The organism is Pseudomonas sp. ChxA (genome assembly GCF_030263855.1).
Taxonomy (GTDB): domain Bacteria; phylum Pseudomonadota; class Gammaproteobacteria; order Pseudomonadales; family Pseudomonadaceae; genus Aquipseudomonas; species Aquipseudomonas fluorescens_CB.
Map to the genome: position 1 here is coordinate 641,994 of NZ_JARPMK010000001.1, position 23,438 is coordinate 665,431.

15 protein-coding genes are annotated in these 23,438 nt (G+C 60.1%); 2 read left to right on the top strand and 13 right to left on the bottom strand.

Translation table 11 applies throughout. The annotated features are described in order from the left end of the window. Nucleotides 1-98 precede the first annotated feature (98 nt). From P5706_RS02720 to urtA, 10 genes are all read right to left on the bottom strand, one after another. Nucleotides 99-404 (bottom strand): urease subunit beta, encoded by a 306-nt coding sequence (locus P5706_RS02720; protein ID WP_099548117.1) that lies wholly within the window; start codon nt 402-404, stop codon nt 99-101. Continuing rightward, nucleotides 401-934 (bottom strand): GNAT family N-acetyltransferase, encoded by a 534-nt coding sequence (locus P5706_RS02725; protein ID WP_285678509.1) that lies wholly within the window; start codon nt 932-934, stop codon nt 401-403. Before P5706_RS02725 ends, P5706_RS02720 begins: the two co-directional genes overlap by 4 nt. A gap of 5 nt (nt 935-939) precedes the next feature. Further along, complete coding sequence (locus P5706_RS02730; protein WP_285678510.1) at nt 940-1,452, bottom strand: GNAT family N-acetyltransferase; 513 nt, start codon at nt 1,450-1,452, stop codon at nt 940-942. A gap of 9 nt (nt 1,453-1,461) precedes the next feature. Continuing rightward, on the bottom strand, nt 1,462-1,764 hold the full coding sequence (gene ureA / locus P5706_RS02735; RefSeq protein WP_200431984.1) for an urease subunit gamma: 303 nt from the start codon (nt 1,762-1,764) through the stop codon (nt 1,462-1,464). A 159-nt stretch (nt 1,765-1,923) separates the two neighbouring features. After that, the gene (locus P5706_RS02740; protein WP_200431983.1) at nt 1,924-2,763 is read right to left on the bottom strand and encodes an urease accessory protein UreD; all 840 of its coding nucleotides are present in this window, start codon (nt 2,761-2,763) and stop codon (nt 1,924-1,926) included. A gap of 31 nt (nt 2,764-2,794) precedes the next feature. Then, nucleotides 2,795-3,493 (bottom strand): urea ABC transporter ATP-binding subunit UrtE, encoded by a 699-nt coding sequence (gene urtE / locus P5706_RS02745; protein WP_065930636.1) that lies wholly within the window; start codon nt 3,491-3,493, stop codon nt 2,795-2,797. A 139-nt stretch (nt 3,494-3,632) separates the two neighbouring features. Continuing rightward, entirely contained in the window at nt 3,633-4,466 is an 834-nt protein-coding gene (gene urtD, locus P5706_RS02750) for an urea ABC transporter ATP-binding protein UrtD (RefSeq protein WP_236373676.1), read from the bottom strand. Next, nucleotides 4,463-5,530 (bottom strand): urea ABC transporter permease subunit UrtC, encoded by a 1,068-nt coding sequence (urtC, locus tag P5706_RS02755; RefSeq protein ID WP_285678512.1) that lies wholly within the window; start codon nt 5,528-5,530, stop codon nt 4,463-4,465. Before urtC ends, urtD begins: the two co-directional genes overlap by 4 nt. Next, the gene (gene urtB, locus P5706_RS02760; RefSeq protein ID WP_200431980.1) at nt 5,530-7,032 is read right to left on the bottom strand and encodes an urea ABC transporter permease subunit UrtB; all 1,503 of its coding nucleotides are present in this window, start codon (nt 7,030-7,032) and stop codon (nt 5,530-5,532) included. The genes urtC and urtB overlap by 1 nt, the downstream gene beginning before the upstream one ends. Nucleotides 7,033-7,172: 140 nt before the next feature. Further along, a complete protein-coding gene (gene urtA, locus P5706_RS02765) occupies nt 7,173-8,438 on the bottom strand; it encodes an urea ABC transporter substrate-binding protein (protein ID WP_200431979.1) in 1,266 nt (421 codons plus the stop codon). A 280-nt stretch (nt 8,439-8,718) separates the two neighbouring features. Here urtA and P5706_RS02770 point away from each other — a divergent pair, with 280 nt between their 5' ends. Together P5706_RS02770 and P5706_RS02775 are read left to right on the top strand one after the other, a co-directional pair. Further along, nucleotides 8,719-14,637, top strand: coding sequence for a DUF4329 domain-containing protein (locus tag P5706_RS02770; RefSeq protein WP_285678513.1), 5,919 nt, complete (start codon nt 8,719-8,721; stop codon nt 14,635-14,637). 140 nt (nt 14,638-14,777) lie between these two features. After that, nucleotides 14,778-20,660 carry a DUF4329 domain-containing protein gene (locus tag P5706_RS02775; protein ID WP_285678514.1) on the top strand — a complete coding sequence of 1,961 codons (5,883 nt, stop codon included), beginning with the start codon at nt 14,778-14,780 and terminating at the stop codon, nt 20,658-20,660. Here the strand turns inward: P5706_RS02775 and P5706_RS02780 are convergent, their stop codons facing one another. From P5706_RS02780 to P5706_RS02790, 3 genes are read right to left on the bottom strand one after another with little or no spacing between them, the layout of a single operon-like run. Next, a complete protein-coding gene (locus P5706_RS02780; RefSeq protein WP_200431976.1) occupies nt 20,661-21,671 on the bottom strand; it encodes a FecCD family ABC transporter permease in 1,011 nt (336 codons plus the stop codon). Continuing rightward, entirely contained in the window at nt 21,668-22,615 is a 948-nt protein-coding gene (locus P5706_RS02785) for an ABC transporter substrate-binding protein (protein WP_200431975.1), read from the bottom strand. Before P5706_RS02785 ends, P5706_RS02780 begins: the two co-directional genes overlap by 4 nt. Then, nucleotides 22,612-23,400: an ABC transporter ATP-binding protein gene (locus P5706_RS02790; protein ID WP_285678515.1), complete on the bottom strand. Its 789-nt coding sequence runs from the start codon at nt 23,398-23,400 to the stop codon at nt 22,612-22,614. The genes P5706_RS02785 and P5706_RS02790 overlap by 4 nt, the downstream gene beginning before the upstream one ends. Nucleotides 23,401-23,438: the final 38 nt, after the last annotated feature.

Genomic DNA, 23,438 nt, shown 5'->3' on the forward strand with positions numbered 1-23,438 from the left:
AAAATAGGTGTTGAATGTGATATCGCTATCGCAGGCAAGCCAGCTCCCACAGGGGAACGCATTCCAACTGTGGGAGCTGGCTTGCCTGCGATGAGGCCCTAAAGGTCGCCCATGATCCGTCCGGCAAACCCGAACACCCGCCGCCCGCCGCTCAAATCCACCAACTCGATTTCGCGGCTCTGCCCCGGCTCAAACCGCACCGCCGTGCCCGCCGGAATGTTCAGGCGCATGCCACGGCTCGCTGCGCGGTCAAATGTCAGCGCGTCATTGGTTTCAAAAAAATGGTAATGCGAGCCCACCTGGATCGGCCGATCGCCGCTGTTGGCCACACTGAGGGTGAGGGTACGGCGGCCGACGTTGAGTTCGATGTCGCCAGGCTGGATCTGATATTCACCAGGAATCATGCAGGTTGCCCCAGGGTCTTGAAGTAGATGGCGGTCGGGGCGTAACGCCCGTCCGGGCTTTGGCAGTAGTTGGGCAGTTCCCCGATTTTGGTGTAGCGCAGCGACTGGTAGAAGGCTTCGGCGCCGGAGCCGGCTTCGGTGTCCAGGTACAGCAGGCCGCGCTTGTGTTGGCGCGCGGCGAGTTCCAGGGTGTTCATCAACTGTTGACCCAGGCCATGACGCCGCGCGCTGCTGTGTACCAGCAGTTTTTGCACTTCAGCGCGGTTGAGGCCGTTGGCTTTCAGGCAGAGCGCCAGTTGCACGCTGGCGATTACCTGTTCGTCGCGCACCACCACCCACAGCAGCAGGCTGCCCTCTTCGATACTGGCCTGCACGCCGCTCAAATAGGTGCGGGCCTGGGCTTCATCGAAGTCAGCCATAAAACCGACAGAAGCGCCGTGCTTTACCGCGTCCAGCAACAGCTCAATCAAACCCAGGCGGTAATGGGCAAAACTTTCAGCATTGACTCGACGCAGTTGCGAAGCGCTCATCGATCTCACTCCTTGGGCGGTTCGGCGCCCGGATTCAATGTCAGTTGCATAAAGGTCAGGTCCAGCCAGCGGCCGAACTTGATGCCCACCTGTGGCATTTGTCCTGTAGTGATGAACCCCAGGCGCTCGTGCAGGCGGATAGACGCCTGGTTACCACTTTCGATGGCCGCAACCATCACATGCTTGCCACAGGTGTTGGCGCGCTCGATCAACGCTTGCATCAGGCGCGGGCCGAGGCCCTTGCCGCGCTGGTCATTGCGCACGTACACCGAGTGCTCAACGCTGTAGCGAAAGCCCTCGAAAGGGCGCCAGTCGCCGAATGAGGCGTAGCCGGTGACTTCATCGTTTTCCACCGCCACCAGAATCGGATACTGCTGCGCCTGGCGTGCCGTGAACCAGGCCTGGCGGTTGGCCAGGTCCACCGGCTGCTCGTTCCAGATCGCCGTGGTGTTGAGCACCGCGTCGTTGTAGATGTCGCGGATCGCCGGCAGGTCTTGCTCGGTAGCATCACGAATCATGGCTGCGCCTCACGCGATTGGCTGGTGGACGGTCACCAGTTTGGTGCCATCGGGGAAGGTGGCTTCCACCTGGATATCCGGGATCATTTCCGGGATGCCTTCCATCACTTGCTCGCGGGTGAGTAGCGTGGTGCCGTAATGCATCAGGTCGGCCACGGTGCGACCATCGCGAGCACCTTCCATCAGCGCGGCTGAGATATAGGCGATGGTTTCCGGATAGTTAAGCTTCACGCCGCGCGCCAAGCGGCGCTCGGCCACCAGGCCGGCGGTGAAAATCAACAGTTTGTCTTTTTCCCGTGGGGTCAAATCCATGGTTCAAGGTCCTTCAGACAGCATTCATAAAAACACCGCAGATCCCCTGTGGAAACCGGCTTGTGTGGGAGCTGGCTTGCCTGCGATAGCGGTGTGCCTGATACACCGCTATCGCAGGCAAGCCAGCTCCCACATAAACTCAGTTCCACCTGTTGATCTTCATGTGCTCCAGATTCTGGGTGGAACCGCTTCTCGCCCAAGCACACTCGGACGTAACAATTTCCATAAATCAATCAGCCAACCCCGCGCCAGCAGCGCCTCACTGGCCAGGCAGCGGGCGACCAGCAAGCCGGGCAGTTGGGTCAGGTCGCCGCGCACCGCATGGGGCAGGGCGCGACAGGTTTCCAATAATTGAGGGTCTATATCGCCGGTCAGCAGTAAGGTCGCAAACACCGGCTGCCCATCCAGCCCGATGGGCGAGTCGAGCAAACCGTCGGCGCCTACAATGCGCTGGCGCTCATGCCAGAGCAACTGCCCGTCGCGACGAATATCCAACTGCGATTGAAAGTGGCCGAGGTCAAAACGTTCGCCACTTGCCGGGCGGCCTAGAGCGACTACGTCCCAGTAAAACAACCGGGCATCGCCTTGTAGATCGATGCGCGTGCTGAGTTCGGCCTGGGCAGCGCTGAACACGATGGTTTCCTGGGGCAGCCACTCCAGGGTGGCGCCGGCTTCCACGGTGAGTTCGAGTGTTTGATAGGCCGGGCCGCTGGCGCGATACCACTTGGCCGCACCAGGGCTGGTCAATTGCGCCCATGCGCCTGCACCCACGTGTGTGCTGATGTCCAGGCGGTCACCACCGGCAATCCCGCCAGGCGGGTGCACAATAATGTGCTGGCACACCTCGGGGCCTTCGGCGTACAGGTGTTTTTGCACCCGCAGCGGGCCAAGGTGGCGGCGCATTACCGGGCGCGTGGTGTCGCCGAAACGCGCGTAGCCGAGCTCCAGCTCGGCATGCCAGCTGGGGGTGAACAGGGCAGGGGTAACGGGCAGGTTCATATTTTCAGGCTTATCGTCAGGACGCTACAGATTAAATCGTAACCAGCCCGCGCACACCCTCACTTTCCATATTTTCACCTCGGCCTTGCTGCACGATTTCACCGCGTGACATCACCAGGTATTGATCGGCCAACTCGGCGGCGAAGTCGTAGAACTGCTCGACCAAAAGGATCGCCATATCGCCGCGTGCCGCGAGCTTTTTGATCACCGCACCGATTTCCTTGATGACGGATGGCTGGATGCCCTCGGTGGGCTCATCGAGAATCAACAGGCGCGGGCGGCTGGCCAGCGCGCGGCCTATCGCCAATTGCTGCTGTTGGCCACCGGACAAGTCGCCGCCGCGTCGATGCTTCATTTGCAGCAGCACCGGGAACAGTTCGTAGATAAACGCCGGGACTTCCTTGGCTTCAGAGCCTGGGAAGCGCGAGAGCCCCATCAACAGGTTTTCTTCCACCGTCAGCCGCCCGAAAATCTCCCGGCCCTGAGGTACATAGGCAATACCCGCGTGTACGCGCTGGTGCGGTTTGAAGCCGGTGATGGCTTTGCCTTCCCAGTTCACCGCGCCGTCTTTGGCCGGCAGCAAACCCATCAGGCATTTGAGCAAGGTGGTCTTGCCCACGCCGTTACGGCCGAGCAGGCAGGTGACTTCGCCGATCTTCACGTCAAATGAAAGCCCGCGCAGAATGTGGCTACCACCGTAGTACTGGTGCAGCTTGTCGACTTGCAGCATGTTCAAAACCTCCTCAATTGATCGTTCCCACGCTCTGCGTGGGAATGCTGCACTGGACGCTCTGCGTCCGCTGTGTGACGCGGAGCGTCACGGAATGCATTCCCACGCGGAGCGTGGGAACGATCAGTTCGCGCCAGCGTCAGCGACCGAGGTAAACCTCGATAACGCGCTCGTTTTCCTGCACCTGTGCAAGTGACCCTTCGGCCAGCACGCTGCCCTGGTGCAACACGGTCACGTGGTCGGCAATCGAACCGACGAAGCCCATGTCGTGTTCCACCACCATCAGCGAATGCTTGCCCGCCAGGCGCTTGAACAGCTCGGCGGTGAACTCGGTCTCGGCGTCGGTCATGCCTGCCACCGGCTCGTCCAACAGCAACAGTTGCGGGTCTTGCATCAGCAGCATGCCGATTTCCAGGAACTGCTTCTGCCCGTGGGACAACAACCCCGCCGGGCGCTGTGCCGAGGTGGTAAGGCGGATGGTATCGAGCACTTCCTCGATGCGGTCTTTCTGTTCGCCGCTCAGGCGTGCGCGCAGGCTGGCCCATACCGACTTGTCAGTCTTTTGCGCCAGCTCAAGGTTTTCGAACACGCTGAGGGCTTCGAATACCGTGGGCTTCTGGAACTTGCGGCCAATGCCGGCCTGGGCGATCTGCACTTCGCTCATGCTGGTCAAATCCAGGGTTTCACCGAACCAGGCCTTGCCATGGCTGGGACGGGTCTTGCCGGTGATCACGTCCATCAGCGTGGTTTTACCCGCGCCGTTAGGGCCGATGATGCAGCGCAGTTCGCCGACGCCGATGTACAGGTTCAAGTCATTGAGTGCCTTGAAACCATCGAAGCTGACGCTGATGTCTTCCAGGGTCAGGATGGTGCCGTGGCGGGTGTTCAGGCCCTTGCCGGCGGCCTGGCCGATGCCGATTGCATCGCGGCCGCTGCCTGCATCGAAAATAGGTTCCAGCATGACGTTCCTCATTTCTTCAGCAGGCCGATGATGCCCTTGGGCAGGTACAGCGTGACGATGATGAACAGCGCCCCAAGGAAGAACAGCCAGTATTCCGGGAAAGCCACGGTGAACCAGCTCTTCATGCCATTGACCACGCCAGCACCGAGCAATGGGCCGATCAAGGTGCCGCGCCCGCCCAGGGCCACCCACACGGCGGCTTCGATGGAGTTGGTCGGCGACATTTCGCTGGGGTTGATGATGCCCACTTGCGGTACATACAACGCGCCTGCCAAACCACACAGCACCGCACTTAACACCCACACGAACAACTTGAAACCACGCGGGTCGTAACCGCAGAACATCAGGCGGTTCTCGGCGTCACGCAACGCCGTCAGCACGCGGCCGAACTTGCTCTGCGCCAGGCGCCAGCCGGTGTACAAGCTGGCGACCAGCAACAGCACGGTGGCCACAAACAGCACCGCCCGGGTGCCCGGCTCGGTGATGCCAAAGCCCAGAATGCTGCGAAAGTTAGTGAAGCCGTTATTGCCGCCAAACCCGGTCTCGTTGCGGAAAAACAGCAGCATCCCGGCAAAGGTCAACGCCTGGGTCATGATCGAGAAATACACGCCCTTGATCCGCGACCGAAAGGCGAAGAACCCGAACACCAGTGCCAGCAAACCCGGTGCCAATACCACCAGGCACATGGCCCACAGGAAATGCTCGGTGCCGACCCAATACCACGGCAATTCGGTCCACGACAGAAAGGTCATGAACGCCGGCAGCTCATCGCCGGAGGCCTGGCGCATCAGGTACATGCCCATCGCGTAACCGCCGAGGGCAAAGAACAAACCGTGGCCTAAGGACAACATCCCCGCATAGCCCCACACCAAGTCCAGCGCGAGGGCGACGATGGCGTAGCAGAGGATCTTGCCCACCAGCGTGAGGGTGTAGGCCGAGACGTAAAACGGACTCTGCGGCGCCAGCAGCGAGCACAAAGGCAGCGCCAGCAGCAGGATCAAAATCACCGTACCCACCGCTATCGTGATCTTGGGGCCGACCTTTTGCGTGGCCGTAAGCATCAATGGTTGGTTCATCAGTCGATCACCCGTCCTTTCAGTGCAAAGAGTCCTTGCGGGCGTTTCTGGATAAACAGAATGATCAGCGCGAGGATCAGGATCTTGCCGAGTACGGCACCGATTTGCGGCTCGAGAATCTTGTTGGCGATGCCCAGCCCGAAGGCGGCCATCACGCTACCGGCCAATTGGCCGACGCCGCCGAGCACCACCACCAGGAACGAGTCGATGATGTAGCTCTGGCCCAGGTCCGGGCCGACGTTGCCGATCTGGCTCAGCGCCACGCCGCCCAGCCCGGCAATGCCGGAGCCAAGGCCAAAGGCGAGCATGTCCACACGGCCGGTGGGCACGCCGCAGCACGCGGCCATGTTGCGGTTCTGGGTGACGGCGCGCACGTTGAGGCCCAGGCGCGTCTTGTTCAGCAGCAGCCAGGTCAGCACCACCACGCACAGCGCGAAGGCGATGATCACGATGCGGTTGTACGGCAGCACCAGGTTGGGCAGCACTTGGATGCCGCCGGACAACCATTCTGGGTTGGCGACTTCGACGTTCTGCGCACCGAACACCAGGCGCACCAGCTGGATCAGCATCAGGCTGATGCCCCAGGTGGCCAGCAGGGTTTCCAGCGGGCGACCGTAGAGGTGGCGAATCACCGTGCGCTCCAGTGCCATGCCGATGGCCGCCGTGACAAAAAACGCCACCGGCAGCGCAACCAGCGGGTAGAACTCGATGGCCGCCGGCACGTAGCGCTGCATCATCAGTTGCACCACATACGTGGAGTAAGCGCCGAGCATCAGCATCTCGCCGTGGGCCATGTTGATCACGCCGAGCAGGCCGAAGGTGATCGCCAGGCCCAAGGCCGCGAGCAGCAGGATCGAACCCAAAGACATGCCACTGAACGCCTGACCGAGGATCTCGCCAAACATCAATTTGCGTTTGACCTGGGCCAGGCTGGTCTCGGCTGCGGTGTGCACGGCGGCATCGGTTTCGACGCCGGGCGCCAGCAGCGCCTCAAGGCGTGTGCGCGCCAGCGGATCGCCGGTGCCGCCCAACAGGCGCACGGCGGCGAGACGAATGAGCGGGTCGGGGTCGACCAGTTGCAGGTTGGCCAGGGCCAGGCTCAGTGCGGTGTGCACGGCCTCGTTGGTCTCGGCGGCTACTTGCTGGTCGAGGAATTTGAGCTGCGCAGGTTGTGCGCTTTTCTGCAGGGTTTGCGCCGCGGCGAGGCGCACCTTGGGGTCGGCGGCAAGCAGTTGCTGGCTGGCTTGTACGTTGTCGATCAGGCCGCGCAGACGGTTGTTCAGGCGCACGGTCTTGGTTTCGCCGTTGACGTTAAGTTGGCCTTGTTGCAACGCGTCCACCAGCTCGATGCGCGCCGGGTCGGGCTGGGCGGCCCAGTCCTGGAGCAGCTTGGCTTGTTGCATCGGGTTGGCGTTGATGAAGTCTTCGGCGTCGCTGGCGTGTGCGGCGAAGGGCAGCCACAGCAGTGCGGCGAGGATGAGGCGGTAAAGGGCAGTGGGCATAGTCTTGGGCCTTGCTCGAACAAATGTGGGAGCTGGCTTGCCTGCGATGGCGGTGTATCAGATACACCCAGTTGTCTGCATCGCAGGCAAGCCAGCTCCCACAGGGTGTGTGTCAGCCTTAAGGGCCGACACCCCTCGGATCAGTTGCTCTTCACGGCATAGTCCGGCTTCTTGTCGTTACCCGGAATGTACGGGCTCCACGGCTGGGCGCGGATCGGCTTTTCGGTCTGCCACACCACCGAGAACTGCCCATCGGCCTGGATCTCGCCGATCATCACCGGCTTGTGCAGGTGGTGGTTGGTCGCATCCATGGTCAGGGTAAAGCCCGACGGCGCGGCGAAGGTCTGGCCGGCCATGGCTTCGCGCACTTTGTCGACGTCGGTGGATTTGGCTTTCTCAACCGCTTGCGCCCACATATGGATGCCCACGTAAGTGGCTTCCATCGGGTCGTTGGTCACGGCTTTGTCCGCGCCTGGCAGGTTGTGCGCCTTGGCGTAGGCCTTCCAGTCGGCGACGAATTTCTTGTTCACCGGGTTCTCCACCGACTGGAAGTAGTTCCAGGCAGCGAGGTTGCCCACCAGCGGTTTGGTGTCGATGCCGCGCAGTTCTTCTTCACCCACGGAGAACGCCACCACTGGCACGTCGGTGGCTTTCAAGCCCTGGTTGGCCAGCTCTTTGTAGAACGGCACGTTGGAGTCGCCATTCACGGTGGAGATCACTGCGGTTTTGCCGCCAGCCGAGAATTTCTTGATGTTGGCGACAATGGTCTGGTAATCGCTGTGGCCGAACGGGGTGTAGACCTCTTCGATATCTTTGTCAGCCACGCCTTTGGAGTGCAGGAATGAGCGCAGGATCTTGTTGGTGGTGCGCGGGTACACATAGTCGGTGCCGAGCAGGAAGAAGCGCTTGGCGCCGCCGCCTTCTTCGCTCATCAAGTACTCCACCGCCGGGATCGCCTGTTGGTTAGGCGCCGCACCGGTATAGAACACGTTCGGCGACATCTCTTCGCCTTCGTATTGCACCGGGTAGAACAGCAGGCCGTTGAGTTCTTCGAACACTGGCAATACCGACTTACGCGATACGGACGTCCAGCAGCCGAACACCACGGCCACCTTGTCCTGGGTCAGCAGCTGCCGGCCTTTTTCGGCAAACAGCGGCCAGTTCGACGCCGGGTCCACCACCACCGGCTCCAACATCTTGCCGTTCACACCGCCCTTGGCATTGATCTCGTCGATGGTCATCAAGGCCATGTCTTTAAGCGAAGTTTCGGAGATCGCCATGGTCCCGGACAGCGAGTGCAGGATGCCGACCTTGATGGTCTCGGCGGCCTGGACAGTCCAGGTCAAACCCATGGCGGCAATGGATGCCGACAAAGTGAAAGCCTTGATCAAGCTACGACGCTTCATGGTGCGATCTCCGTAAACCGAAAGTGTTATGGGGCAGATACGCAGGTCTTTGCAAAGGCTGTGCCTATGCCGCGCAGCGCGAACATCAAGGGGGGCAGCACGCTGAAGGTGGCTGCTAAGTGCACCAACATGGCGCCGCAATGGTCGCCCTGTGCATGACAGGCTCTCAAAAGGGGCGCCGGTGTAGATATGCAGCGCAGGTGTCCTGCAGTGGTGTTCCAGGATGAGGCTTCAGGTAAGGCGCCTTTTATGCCTTGGCCTCTTTTTTCGCGAGAACCTTATGCACACAACCCCTGCCACCCTGGCCGATTCACCGCGCCACCCAGATGAGTTACCGCCCCTGAGCCCGGCCTTTATCAGTGCCGACGACGCCGCGTATTGGGCGCATGAGCAAATAGGCAGTCGACGCGACAGAGAATATGGCGGGGCGATTCTCATGCGCGGGAACCGCTACTTCGCGACCGCCCCAATTCCGGGCCAGGCTTCGCTCTTTACGCTCAATGACGTCGTGTCCATCGGGGATGACGGCAAGCCGATCCTGCCGGCAGGTTACTCGTGCGCGGCGATCTATCATTCCCATCCGTCTGACTATTCTGCGTTCCAAGGAACGGACCTTACTGAAGATGAGCGCAGCCGTTTTCTGAGTTTTTTTTCGTCTAAAGATATTTTCGTGATGATCCGTTTTCGTCACATCGCCGCGGCCCACTATTTGTCCGGTCCCGAGGGCTCCCTCCTCAAGTACGTGCCCAGCGGCTCACCCAGCGAGCTGGCGTTTATGGAGCGCCGTGACACGTTGGCATTCCACGAACTCATTACGCAGTTGGCCGAAGCAGGCGAGTTTTCGGTCCTGGTGACTAACACGGTATGGGGCTCGCGTGGGCGCATCCGCAAAGGTCTGAAAGTCGCGAGTCTGTTGGCCGATGACCAAGCGATGCAACCCTTGTTTTCAGCAGTGTTTGCGCGTCGGGAGATAGAAAAAGTCCTGCCGGTGGACACGGTTGCGTCGGCCCCGTCGGTCTTCGGGTATGTGCTCAAGGTTGTCGGTAAGGACGAATACACCGTCCCCGTTCCAGCCTGGGAACGTGAACACTGGGTGGCACCTGAGGCACTGTTTGCCAAACGTGCCGACCGGAGCGTACGCCTGCCATCCAACTTGCGCATTGATAGCATTTATTGTCGGGTCCAGGCGAAAGAGTCGTGGCAGCATCCGAACTTTTTCACGCCTGCACTGTTGGCCGCCGTGCACGCTCAGTGGCGTGCCGAACCTGCACTGTATGACCCGCAGCGACGCCTGACGTTGATGTTGAGAAGTGCCGACAACGCGTTGCTGTCCTATACCTTTTCCGGCTCCGAGGCTGAAGACCAGTTCATGGCTGATGGCGCAGCCAGGGTGGAAAAGCAAATGAAAGAGGGCTCGCTGAGCCCGGCCCGGTTCGTCGAACGCGTGGCCAAATCTGGCGAGTTGGCGGTGTTGCAGGTCGGCACGGTGTGGTCCCAGGCGGGCCGTGTCACGGTTGATTACCGAGCGTTTGAACAGCTGCAAAAAAGCCTGAGCCCGGCGTTCATCACCGCCGATGACGCGGCGCGTTACCTGCATGACCGCATCCACTCGCATGACCACGACAAAATAGGCTACGTGCTTGAACGGGCGGACGGGCGATTCGTGTCTACGGCGCCGATTTCTTCGGCCGTGGCACGTGATTTGGGGGTGCCCATCGATGGCCGGATTACCGACAGCATTAACCTGCCTGACGGTTACCGCTACGCAGGTTTTTTTGCGGCGCTGGGCGACAACTTCGAGGCGGCGAAAAAATCGTTGAGGGAACAACCGCATCAGTCCTCGCTTTCCCTTGACGATCAAGCTGAGCTGTATGCGATCGTTCCCAACTATGAATTCACCGTCAGTATCACCGCCGGCTCGCAGAGCATCCCGGTGCTCTACTATTCAAGCCCTTACGGTACGTTACTCAAATATGTGCGCAGCAATTCCCAGCTGGAGCGGGATTTCAGCGGGTTCTTGCAGCAAGCATTGGACAACAAAGAGTTCGGCGTCCAAGCGGATGGGTTTGACGGCTCACCGCAGTCGCTGGCGAGGAAATTGGCGCGCTTGGGTGAACTGCATGTCATGGTCTCAAACCGATTCTGGGGCGGCTCTTTGGGCCGGGTGCCTGTTGCTTGGCAGCCTTTTCAAGCTTTAGCCAGTTCCGAGGCTGTTGCGCAGTCGTACAGTTGGGTGTTTGAGGCCGCCGAACTGGCGGCCGAATATGCCCATGATCAACTGGCGTTGAGTGCCGAAGTCCGCCAGCTCGCGTTTATTCTCAAGGACCGCCTGAGCGAGGGTTATGTCGTCACCCGGCCCCGGATAATCGACGCCTCATCCAGCCTTTCGTTGTTTTCCCCCCAGCGCGTGTTCGCCGTGGACGACAAGGGCGCGCTGGTGCTGCCAACGGGCTTCAGGGTGCATGGCGTTTGCTATCAATCGCTGCCCTCCCTGACACTCAAACCCACTCAATATTGGGTGTACGAATGTTTTGTCGACCCACTTGACCTGGCGTTGGCGATTGCCGGTTCACATGAAGCTGAGCATGCCCTGCGCGCGCTCTACTTGAGTACGCGTGATGGTGCGCAGTTGAGGTACGCTTTTTCCGCGAGTCAGCTTGAAAACCAATTGTATGGCATGACACCCACCGGTGCTGTCACCGATAACGGCGGCCGCCAAGCACTGCTCGCACGCACCCTGGGTAGCCTCGAATTTGTCCGGCAAGTGGCAGGTGCCGGCGAGCTGTCTGTCAGTCGTACCAGCCCGCTGTGGGATGTGGCAGGTGTGGTCGACGACCGCTGGAAACCGTTCAGCCGCTATCCGATACCCTCGTTCAGTGCGCCCTTTCTCAGTGCCGATGACGCCGCCCGTTGGGCCCATGAGCAGATAGGTGATTGGCGCGATGTGCAGTTTTGCGGGCATATCCTGCAGACCCGTGATCAGCGCTTTGTCGCGACTCATCCGTTGCTTTGCCGCACTGCTGCGCGGTTTGTGCTGAATGCGGTGTTCCCGACCGATCATGCCGGCGTCACCCTGGTGCCCGAGCCTTATGTAATGCACGGCCAATATGCTTCGTGCACGGCAGCTTCGCTGTTGGACACCGCACTCATGGCCCGCAATGGCTGGTCGAGGCAGCAGGCTTATATCGACTGGCAAGTGTTTGGCGATGACGACCTGTACCACATCATCAACAATCGGCATCTGATCTCGGTGGCGTACCTGTCCAGTACCGAAGACGTGCTGATCGCCTACGAGCCCAGCGGTTCTGCGGCCGAACAGGCGTTGCTTGAACTCTGGGTGCCTGACCTCTCCCGCACGCCGGCGCTCAGGCGCCAGCCGGGTGGGCCAGCGCCTGAGTTGAGGGTTGTCAATCTCGGGGCGCTGTCCCTGCGGGTCGTGCAGGGCAATCACCTGTGGGGCCCGGCGGGGGTGGTGTCCGAACACTGGCGCGCGGGGACCGGCCTGCAACCCCATGAGGTCCCTGAGCAAGTTGGGTTTGGCGCGATATTTTCGAGTGCCAGGGAGGCGGCAAAACACGCCCATGCGCGACTGTCTCGAAGTGACGCATCGGCACAGACGTGCTTCGGTTTTGTGCTCAAGCATGAGCATAAGGAAGAGTACGTGGTATCGCAGATGGTGCCTGCCGATCAGCGCAATCCCTTGTTCACCCAAGGCAGCCTGTTTCGTATGGATGACAACGGTTCGTCTGTGTATCCGTCGGGGTTCGGCCTGCAGGGTTTGTTCTATGCCAGGCGCTGGTTGCCGGCGAAAGAGGCAAACGGACAACAGTGGCTGGCTCGGCATTTCCTTTCATCCACAGATTTGTACAGCGCCTTTTGGGCAGCCACGCGTTGGCGCGCCGAAGGTTCGCGAGTCACCTTGCCGGTGTTCATTTCGACCCTTGACGGCGCTTTGCTTGAGTTCCAGACACCGCTTTCGACGACACTGTTCGACGCAGAGAAAAAAACCAGCGGCCAATTCGAAGATGTACACACGGCCCTGGCCAGCGGGTCTTTGAGCCCCAGGGACTTCGTCGGCAAAGTGGCTGCGTTGTGTTGGTTGAGTGTGATCGTGGCCAATGAGTGCTGGGACGAGCAGGGCAAGCTGGGCGTGGACTGGCAGCCCTATGCGGATTTCGTCCGCCGCGCCTTGAGCCCGGCCTTTACCAGTAAGGCGGATGCCGTGCGGTATGCCCAGGCTCAGTTGGGCACCTCGAGTAACACTATCCATGGCGGGCTGCTGCTGAGGCGTGTGGACGGTTTGTACGTTGCCACCGAGGCCTTGCCGGTTCCGAGCGAAAACTTTGATCCAAAATGGATTTTGCCGGATGAAGATGTGCCCCTGGAGCAGCTTGCCCCAGGCATGACGATCGTCGCGCGTTACCGTTCGCGGCGGAACACGTCGCCGGGGTTTGTGCTGGAAGGCAATGAGCTGCAACTGTATAGGCGTATGTTTTCCACCGAGGTGCTGGGCAAGGCGCTCGAGTGCACGCATTTGTGGAGCCACGAATACTTGTTGGGGGATGACGGGTCGCTGATCAGTTTTAGCTGCAACGACCCCGACAACGATCTGCTCAGTACCGAGGAAAAAAATCGCAAGGCGGCAGCACTCGCGCAGCTCAAGCAGGACCTGGCTCCCTCAAGCCTGGCGCCTCAGGACCCCTTCAGCAACGTGATCGAGCAACAACTGCGCGATGGCCGAAAAACCCCCAGCGCATTTATGCAGCAACTCCTTAGCGTCGCATCAATATCGGTGGTTCAGAGCAGTGAACTATGGGGCAGCGCGCAGAAATTGTCGCTCGGCTGGCTGCCCGGAGATGGTTTTTCTGCGCCGCAACGCGTTGTGTATGCAACGGCGGACAGGGCCATGGGGCCGGTATTCGATCATGCGGAAGATGCCGCGCGTCATGCGCATGAGCAGGCCGGTGACCGTAGCGAACTGACGTTTGGCTTCATCCTCAAGTCGGCGAAAGGCCAGTGGGTGGCAAGCATGCCGGTCAATGCCGAAGGCCTGCTGTTCCCCCTCAGTCGGGTATTTTTGCGCGGTCAGCTGCCGGTTGGCTTTACTGTCGCGGCGCTGTACCTCTGCGCGCCGGCGCAGCAGCCGGACGAACTGATCGCCGACCCGATATACCGCAGCTTCATCCCGCCGACGGTGCTGGGGGCCGCGTTGGTGGCACACAAACACTGGATCGCAATCCAAGAGTTTTTCTTACCGCTTTACCTGTCATGTGCCGACGGTGCCTTGCTCAAGTACCAGGCGTTGAGATTGGACAGTGCGTGGGGCGGTACTGAGGCCCAACGCAGGGCCTATTTGAGCAAACTCAACGGTGGGTCCAACCCGGCGGACTACCCGCGCAAGGTGGCGCGCGCGGGTGTGCTGCAGGTATTGATCACCGGTGAGATTTGGGCAGCACCAGGCTTTGTGTTACCGGGTTGGCAACCCCGGGCGGTGCTGGCCTACCGACCGGAGCCTCACACGCGGGTCGCCCTTGGGCCCTTGTTCGCTCACCCCGATGATGCCGCTCGCTACCTGTGGCGCCGCTGTCGCCCGCAGCCGGGTAAAGCCTGGCTGGGAGCAATCTTGCGCAACGCCGCGGCCAACACGTTTCTGGTGACTGAGCCGGTGGACGATAGTGGTCCGAGCGTGGCGGTGGGGCTGCGCGCGGACACACCGGCCTACAGCCGTCTGTTCGGCGGGGTGATGAACCAGGCATCGCCACCGACCGCTCTCAAATACCCAGTGGGTTATCAAGTGATGGGGGTACAACAGCTTTACAAAGTGGATACCACCCGCACATCACTGGCAGACCGTTATCAGGAGGCGCTGGACAGCAACTTTATTGCGCAGCCGGAGTTCAGGGCGGCTATCAGCCTATTGCGTAGCGACAAGATCAGCAGCCCGCGCTACTACTTCACGCCGCGCAATGGGGCGCTGCTGGTGTACCGGCCCAGCTATGCACAGAGTGAGCAGCAGATGTTAACGGGGCTCTGGATCGACCCGAGCACAGGTGAGCGGGTATCCACACCGTCAGAGGTGATCACCACCTTGAGCGAATCCGGCAGGTTGCACATCTTGGAGCCCGACACGTTCTGGCAGCCCCGTAGTCATGTGGCCGTGCGCTTGTTGCTGGAATTGCGCAAGGCGTATCGCGCCTGAAGCAAAGGCCTGTTCCGTTCAGTGCGATGGCTAACTATTCACCGCTTGGGTGATGGGTGACCTGTTGAGAATGGCATCAGAACCCGGTGCCCAAGAGTCTTTGGGTACCGAGGTTATTCTCACTATTCAGGGACGTTGCCATGACCATCAATTTGTCGCGCGAGGAGCGCGCAGCCAGTTCAAACCGAGGGGCTGGCCGTTTACCCGCCGTCAGCCCAGGGTTCATTAACGAAGCCGATGCCGCTTATTGGGCGCACAAAAAAATAGGTGCGCGCAGAGACAAGGAGTATGGCGGGGTTATTTTGAGGAAATATACGGGCAGGTATCACGCTACCGAGCCTGTGCCCGGCAAGGCGTTGCAGTTTGATTTGCGCGAGGTACTGGCGGTCAGTGCCGATGGCCTGTTTGAGCAACCCAAGGGTTACACCTGCGTGGCCTCCTACCATTCGCATCCTGCGGACCATGTGCTGACTCAGAGGGCAAACCCGGAATTTGATAGTAAAACCGTCAAAGCCTTTTTGAGTTTTTTCTCCGATGGCGATTTTTGGCATGGGGTTAATAACCGAGATTTTTTTCCGGCCGCTTATTTGTCCGGCCCCGACGGCTCGCTGATCCGATACGCTCCCAGTGGCTCCGCTCAAGAGTTCAGCTTCGCGCTTTGGGTAAAAGCAGGAAGGCCGAGCAATAGCAAAGTTGCCCTATTCGGTCCGTTCAGCACATTCGTCAAAAAGCTCTCGACGCTGGGTACCCTGAGCCTGATTGTCCCCACGGCACTGTGGGGCGGCTCGGTCGGCGACGTGCCGGCAGATTGGGTGGTGTTCCAACCCTTCAGCAGTGGTACGCCAACCCCTCAGCCTTTATTTACCGGCGTCTTCGTTGAGGTCGCGGCCGCGATTAACGCCTGCGAACCCGTTGCAGCGCCCGCACGCCAGGTCAGCATCGTGATCAAGGCACGCGGCGAAGGCCGAGCTGAGTATGCGATTTCCCAGCCGGAGCCTGCGCCGATGCTGGGCTGGCTGGCCGGGAATACGTTGCCGCCACTGCCGTCCGGATGGGAGTTGCACGGCATGTACGTTGATTCAAATCCTGTACCCGAGCCTTACCCGCTTATACAAGCCTGGCTGTACCAGCGTTTTATCGGCCCGCTGGACTTAGCGATGCATATCGCTGGGTACCGCAGGTTTTCCAAAGCGCTACCTGCTGCCTCTGCCGGTTCGTTGTACATCCGCACACGTGACGCCGCTGTTTTACGCTATGGCTTTTCCGGCTCAGACGCCGAGTCGCAATTGTTCGCTCAGGCGGCTGACGGTGGCGTGACGGATAATGGTATTCAGGCGCTGCTGCAGGCCGGAACTCTGCTACCCCAATCCTTCGTAAGGCAGGTGGCCGAAGCGGGCCAGTTAAGCGTGGAACGTACCAGCAACATTTGGGATAAAGCGGGCGTAGTGGACAAGATGTGGCGCCCTTATTCCAAGATTCCTGAGCCGCAATTGAGCCCGCCCTTCATCACCGCTGACGATGCGGCCTGTTGGGCGCATAAGTTGATCGGCATGCGGCGCGACCTTGAATATGGCGGTGTCATTCTCAAACGGGGTCATCGCTACTATGCCACCCATCCCATACCGGACCGCCGAGCGGTGTTCGAACATGGGCTTCTCTTGGCCAAGGACAGCGATGGCAACTTCATCGCCCCTGATGATTACAGCGCCGAGGCGTTCTACCACTCCCATCCCATCACTAACATCGCGCAAGCAAAGATCAACTACCCCGACAACAGCGATGATCAGTTGCTGCTGCGTGGCAACTTCTATTCAAGGCCGGACCTACGCTTCAGCTTCCGGAACCGGGCTTTCGCCAAGGTTCACTACCTTTCAGGACCGGATGATGTGCTGCTCAAATATGTCAGCAGTGGCTCGGCGCTCGAGCGAGCGTATGACCAGGAACTGCGTGGCGTGGAGGACAAGGCCGCGAGTGATTTCGAGTCCAGCGTTGTCTGGAAACTGGCCGAGGCCGGCGAGCTGTGGGTGGTGATACCGCACCCGGTTTGGGGCGGCGTACGCGGACGTATATCCACAGGCTGGCGCATCAGGACGCCCGCGACGGCGCAGCAGCAGCAACCCTTTTTCACCGGGTCCTACTCACAACCTGAGCATGCCGTGAAGCGTGCGCTTTTACTCGCAGGCCCCGACGATACCGGCGCAAAGTTCGGATTTGTACTCAAACATAAGCGTGAAAATATCTACGCCGCGACGCTGGCAGTGCCCAAGAGTGAACCGCTGTTTTCACCTGCAGGTATATTCCCCAAGCGCCGTGATGGTGGGTTGCGACTGCCTTCCCAATTCCATTTGGAGGCAATCTACTTCAGTAGTTGGTACGAAACGGACGAGGTTGCGGCGCGGGAAAAATGGTTGGCCAGTACCTTCTTCACACCAGCGCAGATAGTGGCCGCCGCTCGTCGGGCGCGGGAAACCCTGAATGTTCAGGACCCGGTTCGTGGGTTGTCGTTGTACATGCACGCTTCGGATGGTGCGCTGCTGGCATTCAAGGTGCCCGAGGCTACGCCTACCAACGAGCTGGTCAAAGAGGGCCCCGAAGGAGATGTTCACGATAACGGTGCGCAGGCCGCCATGCTCGTGGGTTCGTTGAGCCCGCGTGACTATGTGCGCCGGGTGATAACGGCGACCCATTTGTCGGTGGTGCAGGCCGGCGGTTTGTGGCGCACGGTCGGGGCGGTGGATAACCGCACCGGCTTGCTGACGTCGTTTTACAGGGCGACATTGAGCCGCGATTTTCTCTCGGCACGCGATGCGGCGGTGTATGCCCATGAACAGGTCGGCAATCGGCGGGATCGTTACTATGGCGGTTACGTGCTCAAGGGCGAGGACGGTCGCTTTGTGATTACCGAACCTATTGAGAGCAACGACAATCCGTTTTTTTACACGCTGTTTTTCCCTGCCAGTAATCGAGGCCCGTTGATTCCGCCGGAGCCCTACGTGCTGCACGCGCGTTATGGCTCTCACCCTGAACTGTCCATGGCCGACCCGGTGCCAATCCTGCGGCGCAACTGGACACGGGACGAGGCGCTGATCAATCAGCAGGTTTTCTCCGGCAATGAAATGTACTCGATCATCCCGGATGGGCGAGTGGCGTATCTCTCGGCGGCACCCAATTGTTTGCTGGAGTACACCCCAAACAAGTCATCGGCAGAAACCGCGCTGCTGGCCAATGTCAGCCCTCAGGCCGGGACCAACAGCTTGCAGCAATCGCTCGACAGCGGGCAGATCAAACCTTCCGATTGGGTATGGCGACTGGCCGAGGCGGGGGACTTCAAGATCATCCTGGGCAACCCGCTGTGGGGCCCGCGCTCGGTGGTTTACAACGACTGGTCGGCTAATTACGACTATGCCCCGCGCACCGGGGCACTTGACTACGTCATCTACGGCGCCGTGTTTGCCAGTGCCGACGAGGCGGCGCGCAATCTTCACGGGCGGGTGCACGGGCGTAACTATCCCGAGGAGGCGTGCTATGCATTTATCCTCAAACACAAGGATGAGGATCAGTACATTGCAACCGAGGTGGTGGGCGCCACCACTGCCGGTGAGCTGTTCAACCGCTCCCGCGTGTTTAAACGCACCAACCAGGACGACTATCAGCTCCCTGATGGTTTTGTACTGTATGGGCTGTTTCGTTCGCAGCAATGGCTGCATAAAAAGCTGAAACCTTCGAACAAATGGCTGGCACGGTTTTTTGTCCAGCCTGATGTCCTGTACGCCGCCCTTTACGAAGCTAAGCGGGGTAGCGCCGATAGCCTGCCGATTTACTTTTCAACGCATGATGGTGCGCTGTTGCGCTATAAGCCCGCACCGATTGACGTGACGTCCGGCGGTACGGCAGAAACGTTGGTGAGTGAGGCACAACGGGCGTTGGACTCCGGTATCAAGGAGCCCCTGGATTTCGTCAGGGAGTGGTCGCAGAAGGGGCTGCTTCACGTGATACGTATCAGCCAGTTCTGGGATAAAACAGGGTTGGTCAGCAACGCTTGGGCCGGCTATGCAACCTTGATTGCGCGGCATTTAAGCCCTGCCTTCGCCAGTCCCGATGACGCCGCCCGCCATGTAGCTGCCTTGGTGGGCAAAGTCTATCGTCGTGCTTATGGTGGGGTGATTCTCAAGCTCGTTAACGGGTTGTATGCCGCGACAGAGCCCTTGGTCATTCCGCCCCAGGGGCTTGCGTTGAATTGGATCTACCCTGATCACGCGGTGTCGACGGGGCTTTATCCGGGAGGCAGCACGATTGTGGCGCGCTATAGGTCTCTGGTGGATCAAGAGGTGCCACTGCTGCTGTCCATCACTCAGAAAACCATCTACAAAACCATGCTCCCGAGTGCGGTGCTGGCGACGTTGTTGAACGGCGATGCCGACTTCAAACGTGAGTATGTGTTTGGCTTTGGTGGTTCGATCTTGAGTTATCAACTGTCGAACTCCACGGCCGAGGATGCTCTTAAAAAGCGCTTGGCCGCACTGGATTTGGCCAAGGACGACTACGTTGACAACCTCGTCGAACAGCAAATTCGCAGCGGGGTGCTCACACCGCAGGATTTTGTCACGACGGTGGCGGCGGCGGGTGAGTTGTGTGTGGTGAAGGGGGGCTGGTTTTGGGGGCAGGCCAGACGGATAACGGGCGCGTTTACGGTGCCCAATACTGTGCCCAACCCCGGAGATATTCGCCAGATAGCATTCGATTCACCCTGTGGCCCTATCTTTACTCGGGCTCTAGATGCTGTTCGCTACGCTCAACGCAGGTGGACGCCGCAAGTCGACGTGGCTTTCGGCTATGTGCTGAAGTCTGTGAACAAGCCGCTGTACATGACGACGTTGGCGCTTATCAGAGACAACCTTGCCGATTTCAAGCAAGTGTTTGTCAACGGCCAGTTACCTCAGGGCTATGTGCTCGACGGCTTGTACCTATGTGGTTCGAATGCGGCCATCGCGCCGGCCAATGATGAAGTGGCGCAGAGTTTTTTTGCTCCCCAATACATCGCCAAGGCTTTGAACTTCATCAGCAGTGCGCGCAATGGCATTAATCTGCCGCTGTACCTGATGTGCAGCGACGGTGCGCTGCTCAAGTATGTGTTTCCCAAGACAGGGTCACTTTACGACTTTACAAGCAGCGCGCACCTGGAGCGTACGCAATTGCTAGGGGGCGCCCTTACGGTCAGTGATTATGTGCGCCGCCTGGCACGCGCAGGTGAGTTGTCCGTTCGGGTCACCAGTGAAGTCTGGGGCAGGAAGGAGCACGTCACCAGGCACTGGGTGCCGAAACAAAAGCCGCATGCGTTTGCGGACGACCCGCATTTTCATTCGTTCTGCGGGCCGCTGTTTTTATACCCTGATGATGCCGCCCGCTATGCCCAGGGCTTGGTGGCGCCGTTCAAGGACAAGCAGTACCTGGGGGCGGTTCTGGTGCCTGGGGAAACCTCGGGGTATGTCGCGATTGATCCGGTGGAAGATCAGGGCACGGGAACCACAAGTACCTTGCAACTGCTGTTCTGGATTGATCACAGGGGCTTCGACGTGCCACCTGCCAATGTACTGAGCACCTACAAAATCGCAGCGGTGCAGTCGTTTTACAAGGCAATTGCTTCCACAACCAGCTTTGAGCTAATCGACAAACAGCTGCTGGAAAATTTTGTCTCCAAGGATGACCTGCGTGACTATCTTGCGGTGGTCAAGAGCAATGCCCCGGATGCCGTAAGTTGTTATCTGGCGTGCCGGGGCGGTGCGCTGCTCAAGTACCTGCCTGCGTTTACTCCAGCAGAAACCTCGCTGCTTGCTCCCGGTGCAGCGCCTGACCCAAGCGTATTGATCAGCCGGTTAAAGGCGCAGGGCAGCCTGACAGTGTTGGTCAGCGATGCCTTCTGGACTCGTCAGGGGGTGCTGGGTGAAGAATGGCGCGTCAGCGAGGTGCAGACAGAACAGCAAGTCGATGAGTTCTGGTACGCACGGGACAAGGACGAGCTCTGACTAGCGCTTGCGCATCAAGCCAATAAAAAACAGCCCGCCAATCGCCGCCGTCGCCACGCCAATGGGCAGGTCTTCGGGGGCGATCAAGGTGCGTGCGGCGACATCCACCCACACCAGGAACACACTGCCCAGCAGCGCACACACCGGTAACAAACGCCGGTGTTCGGCGCCGACCAGGCGCCGGGCGATATGCGGCACCATCAGCCCGACAAAGCCGATGGAGCCGCTGATGGACACCAGCACGCCAGTCATCAACGAAGCCACCAAAAACACCTTCAAACGTACGTTGCGTGCGTTGAGGCCCAGGGTCACAGCGGTTTGCTCGCCAGCCATCAACGCGTTCAGCGGTCGGGCCATGCCCACCAGTACCAGCAAGCCTAGAAATACCGTGGCAGTGGGAATCGCCAACAGCTCCCAACGCGCCAGGCCCAGACCTCCGAGCATCCAGAACATCACCGCCGAGGCGGCGCGATGGTCGCCCATAAAGAGCAGCAGGTTGGCCGCCGCCATCATCACGAACGACACCGCCACACCGCACAATAACAGGCGATCGCTTTCCAGCCGGCCATTGCGGCTGGCCACCGCCAGTACCACCAGCATGCTCAGCAACGCGCCGATAAAGGCGGCGATAGGCAGCGTCAGCAAACCGACGACTTCGCCCACATGCAGCACCACGATCACCGCGCCAAGGGTAGCGCCCGAGGTCACACCCAGCAGGTGCGGGTCGGCCAGCGGGTTGCGCGTCACCGCCTGCAAGACGGCACCGATCAACGCCAGCCCGGCCCCCACCAGTGCGCCAAGCAACATGCGCGGCACGCGGATCAACCACACGATGTGTTCCTGCCCGGTGCTCCAGTTCACCTCGCCGAGGCCGAAGGTCTTGTTGAGCAAAACCTGCCACACCACATCCACCGGCACCCGCGCCGAGCCAAACCCCAGCGAGACCACGCAAGAGACCAGCAGCAACGCGCCAAGGGTACTCAGCAGCACGGCATAGCGACGTGTGTTCATTCGCCGTGGAACCCTTTGGCCAGGGTTTCCACCGCCAGCACATTGTCGATGCCCGGCGTGGCCTGCACATACGGGATCACGATAAAGCGCTGGTTCTTGATTGCGTCCACCGACTGCAACGCCGGGTTATCCAACAGGAATTGTTCTTTCTGTGCAGCGGTGATTTCGCTGTAGTCGACGATCACGATCACCTGCGGGTTGCGCTCCACGACTGTCTCCCAGTTCACGCGGGTCCAGCTGGCGTCGATGTCATCGAGGATATTGCGCCCGCCAGCGGCGGTGATCAGTGCTTGCGGCATGCCCAGGCGGCCGGAAGTCATGGCGCGGTCTTCGCCGCTGTCATAGAGGAACACCCGCGGCTTGTCGGCGGGCAGGTGCTGTTGCACCTCGGCCACTTGTGCCTGCATCTGCGCGATCAAGGCCGTGGCGCGGTCCTGCACGTTGAAGATCTTGCCGAGGTTGCGCAGGTCGTTATAGGTGTCGTCCAGGGTCGCGGCCGGGCGCTTCATCACAAACGCGCACGACTCAGTCAGCTCGTAGACGTTGATGCCCAGCGGCTGCAAGGTTTGCGGCGTCAGGTCACCGCCTACGCGCATGCCGTAATCCCAGCCGGCGAAGAAGAAGTCCACGTTGGCGTTGAGCAGGGTTTCCACCGACGGGTACTTGCTCGCCAGTTCCGGCAGGCCGTCGAGGATTTCGGCCATTTGCGGCGTGACCGACTTCCAACCGGTGACGCCGCTGTAGCCGGCCATATGATCCTTGAGGCCCAGGGCGAGCATCATCTGGGTCATGTTGATGTCGTGGCTGACCGCGTGTTTCGGCGCTTCCTGAAAGGTCACGTCGCGGTTGCAGCTTTTGACGGTCACCGGGTAATGGGTGGCTTCGGCAAACGCTTGGGCCGTGCCGAACAACAACGCGAGAGACAACAGTGGGCGCAGGATCATGGTGGGGTTATCCAGGTGATTCGGGGGTAGCCGGCCAAAGGGTGAGCGTCGATCAAGGCTTCGACGCCGAAGACATCACGCAGCAATTCGGTGGTCAGCACCTGGTGGGGCGTGCCGCTGGCGACAATGCGCCCATGGTTGATCACGTACAAACGATCACAGTAAGCCGCGGCCAGGTTAAGGTCATGAATGCTGGCCAGGGTGCCGATGTTCAAGCGTTTGACCAGCCGCAGCAACTCCAGCTGATAGCGCGGGTCGAGGTGGTTGGTCGGCTCATCGAGGATCAACAGTTGCGGCTGCTGCGCCAAGGCGCGGGCGAGGATCACCCGTTGTTTTTCACCGCCCGAGAGCGTGGCGAACGCGTGGTCGTCGAAGCCGTGCATGCCGACCGACTCCAGCGCCTGCCGGATGAGGTGCTGGTCGTGCAGTGTGTCGCCATCGAACAAGCCCTTGTGGGGCGTGCGGCCCATGGCGACCACTTCGTCCACGCGCAAGCCGAAGGTGTCGGGGAATTCCTGCAGCACCACCGCGATGCGTTGTGCGCACCATTTGGCGCTTTGTTTCCACACATTCTGGTGTTCGAGCAGCACGTCACCGCGTTCAGGTTTGCTGAAGCGATAAGCGCAGCGCAACAGGCTGGTCTTGCCGCTGCCGTTGGGGCCGATCAGCCCGACAAACTCCCCCGCACCGACCTGCAAGCTGGCATCACGCAGTTGGAAGTGGTGATTGCAGTGGTCGTGGCCGGGTGGGGTCCAGCCAAGGTCGGTGAGGGTGAGTGAGGCCATCAATATTCTCAAGTTCAACACAGTTGGTTGTGGGAGCT

Coding starts and splice junctions, on each gene's coding strand:
- P5706_RS02720 (WP_099548117.1), bottom strand. CDS start 404: ATGATTCCTGGTGAATATCAGATCCAGCCTGGCGACATCGAACTCAAC.
- P5706_RS02725 (WP_285678509.1), bottom strand. CDS start 934: ATGAGCGCTTCGCAACTGCGTCGAGTCAATGCTGAAAGTTTTGCCCAT.
- P5706_RS02730 (WP_285678510.1), bottom strand. CDS start 1,452: ATGATTCGTGATGCTACCGAGCAAGACCTGCCGGCGATCCGCGACATC.
- ureA (WP_200431984.1), bottom strand. CDS start 1,764: ATGGATTTGACCCCACGGGAAAAAGACAAACTGTTGATTTTCACCGCC.
- P5706_RS02740 (WP_200431983.1), bottom strand. CDS start 2,763: ATGAACCTGCCCGTTACCCCTGCCCTGTTCACCCCCAGCTGGCATGCC.
- urtE (WP_065930636.1), bottom strand. CDS start 3,493: ATGCTGCAAGTCGACAAGCTGCACCAGTACTACGGTGGTAGCCACATT.
- urtD (WP_236373676.1), bottom strand. CDS start 4,466: ATGAGGAACGTCATGCTGGAACCTATTTTCGATGCAGGCAGCGGCCGC.
- urtC (WP_285678512.1), bottom strand. CDS start 5,530: ATGAACCAACCATTGATGCTTACGGCCACGCAAAAGGTCGGCCCCAAG.
- urtB (WP_200431980.1), bottom strand. CDS start 7,032: ATGCCCACTGCCCTTTACCGCCTCATCCTCGCCGCACTGCTGTGGCTG.
- urtA (WP_200431979.1), bottom strand. CDS start 8,438: ATGAAGCGTCGTAGCTTGATCAAGGCTTTCACTTTGTCGGCATCCATT.
- P5706_RS02770 (WP_285678513.1), top strand. CDS start 8,719: ATGCACACAACCCCTGCCACCCTGGCCGATTCACCGCGCCACCCAGAT.
- P5706_RS02775 (WP_285678514.1), top strand. CDS start 14,778: ATGACCATCAATTTGTCGCGCGAGGAGCGCGCAGCCAGTTCAAACCGA.
- P5706_RS02780 (WP_200431976.1), bottom strand. CDS start 21,671: ATGAACACACGTCGCTATGCCGTGCTGCTGAGTACCCTTGGCGCGTTG.
- P5706_RS02785 (WP_200431975.1), bottom strand. CDS start 22,615: ATGATCCTGCGCCCACTGTTGTCTCTCGCGTTGTTGTTCGGCACGGCC.
- P5706_RS02790 (WP_285678515.1), bottom strand. CDS start 23,400: ATGGCCTCACTCACCCTCACCGACCTTGGCTGGACCCCACCCGGCCAC.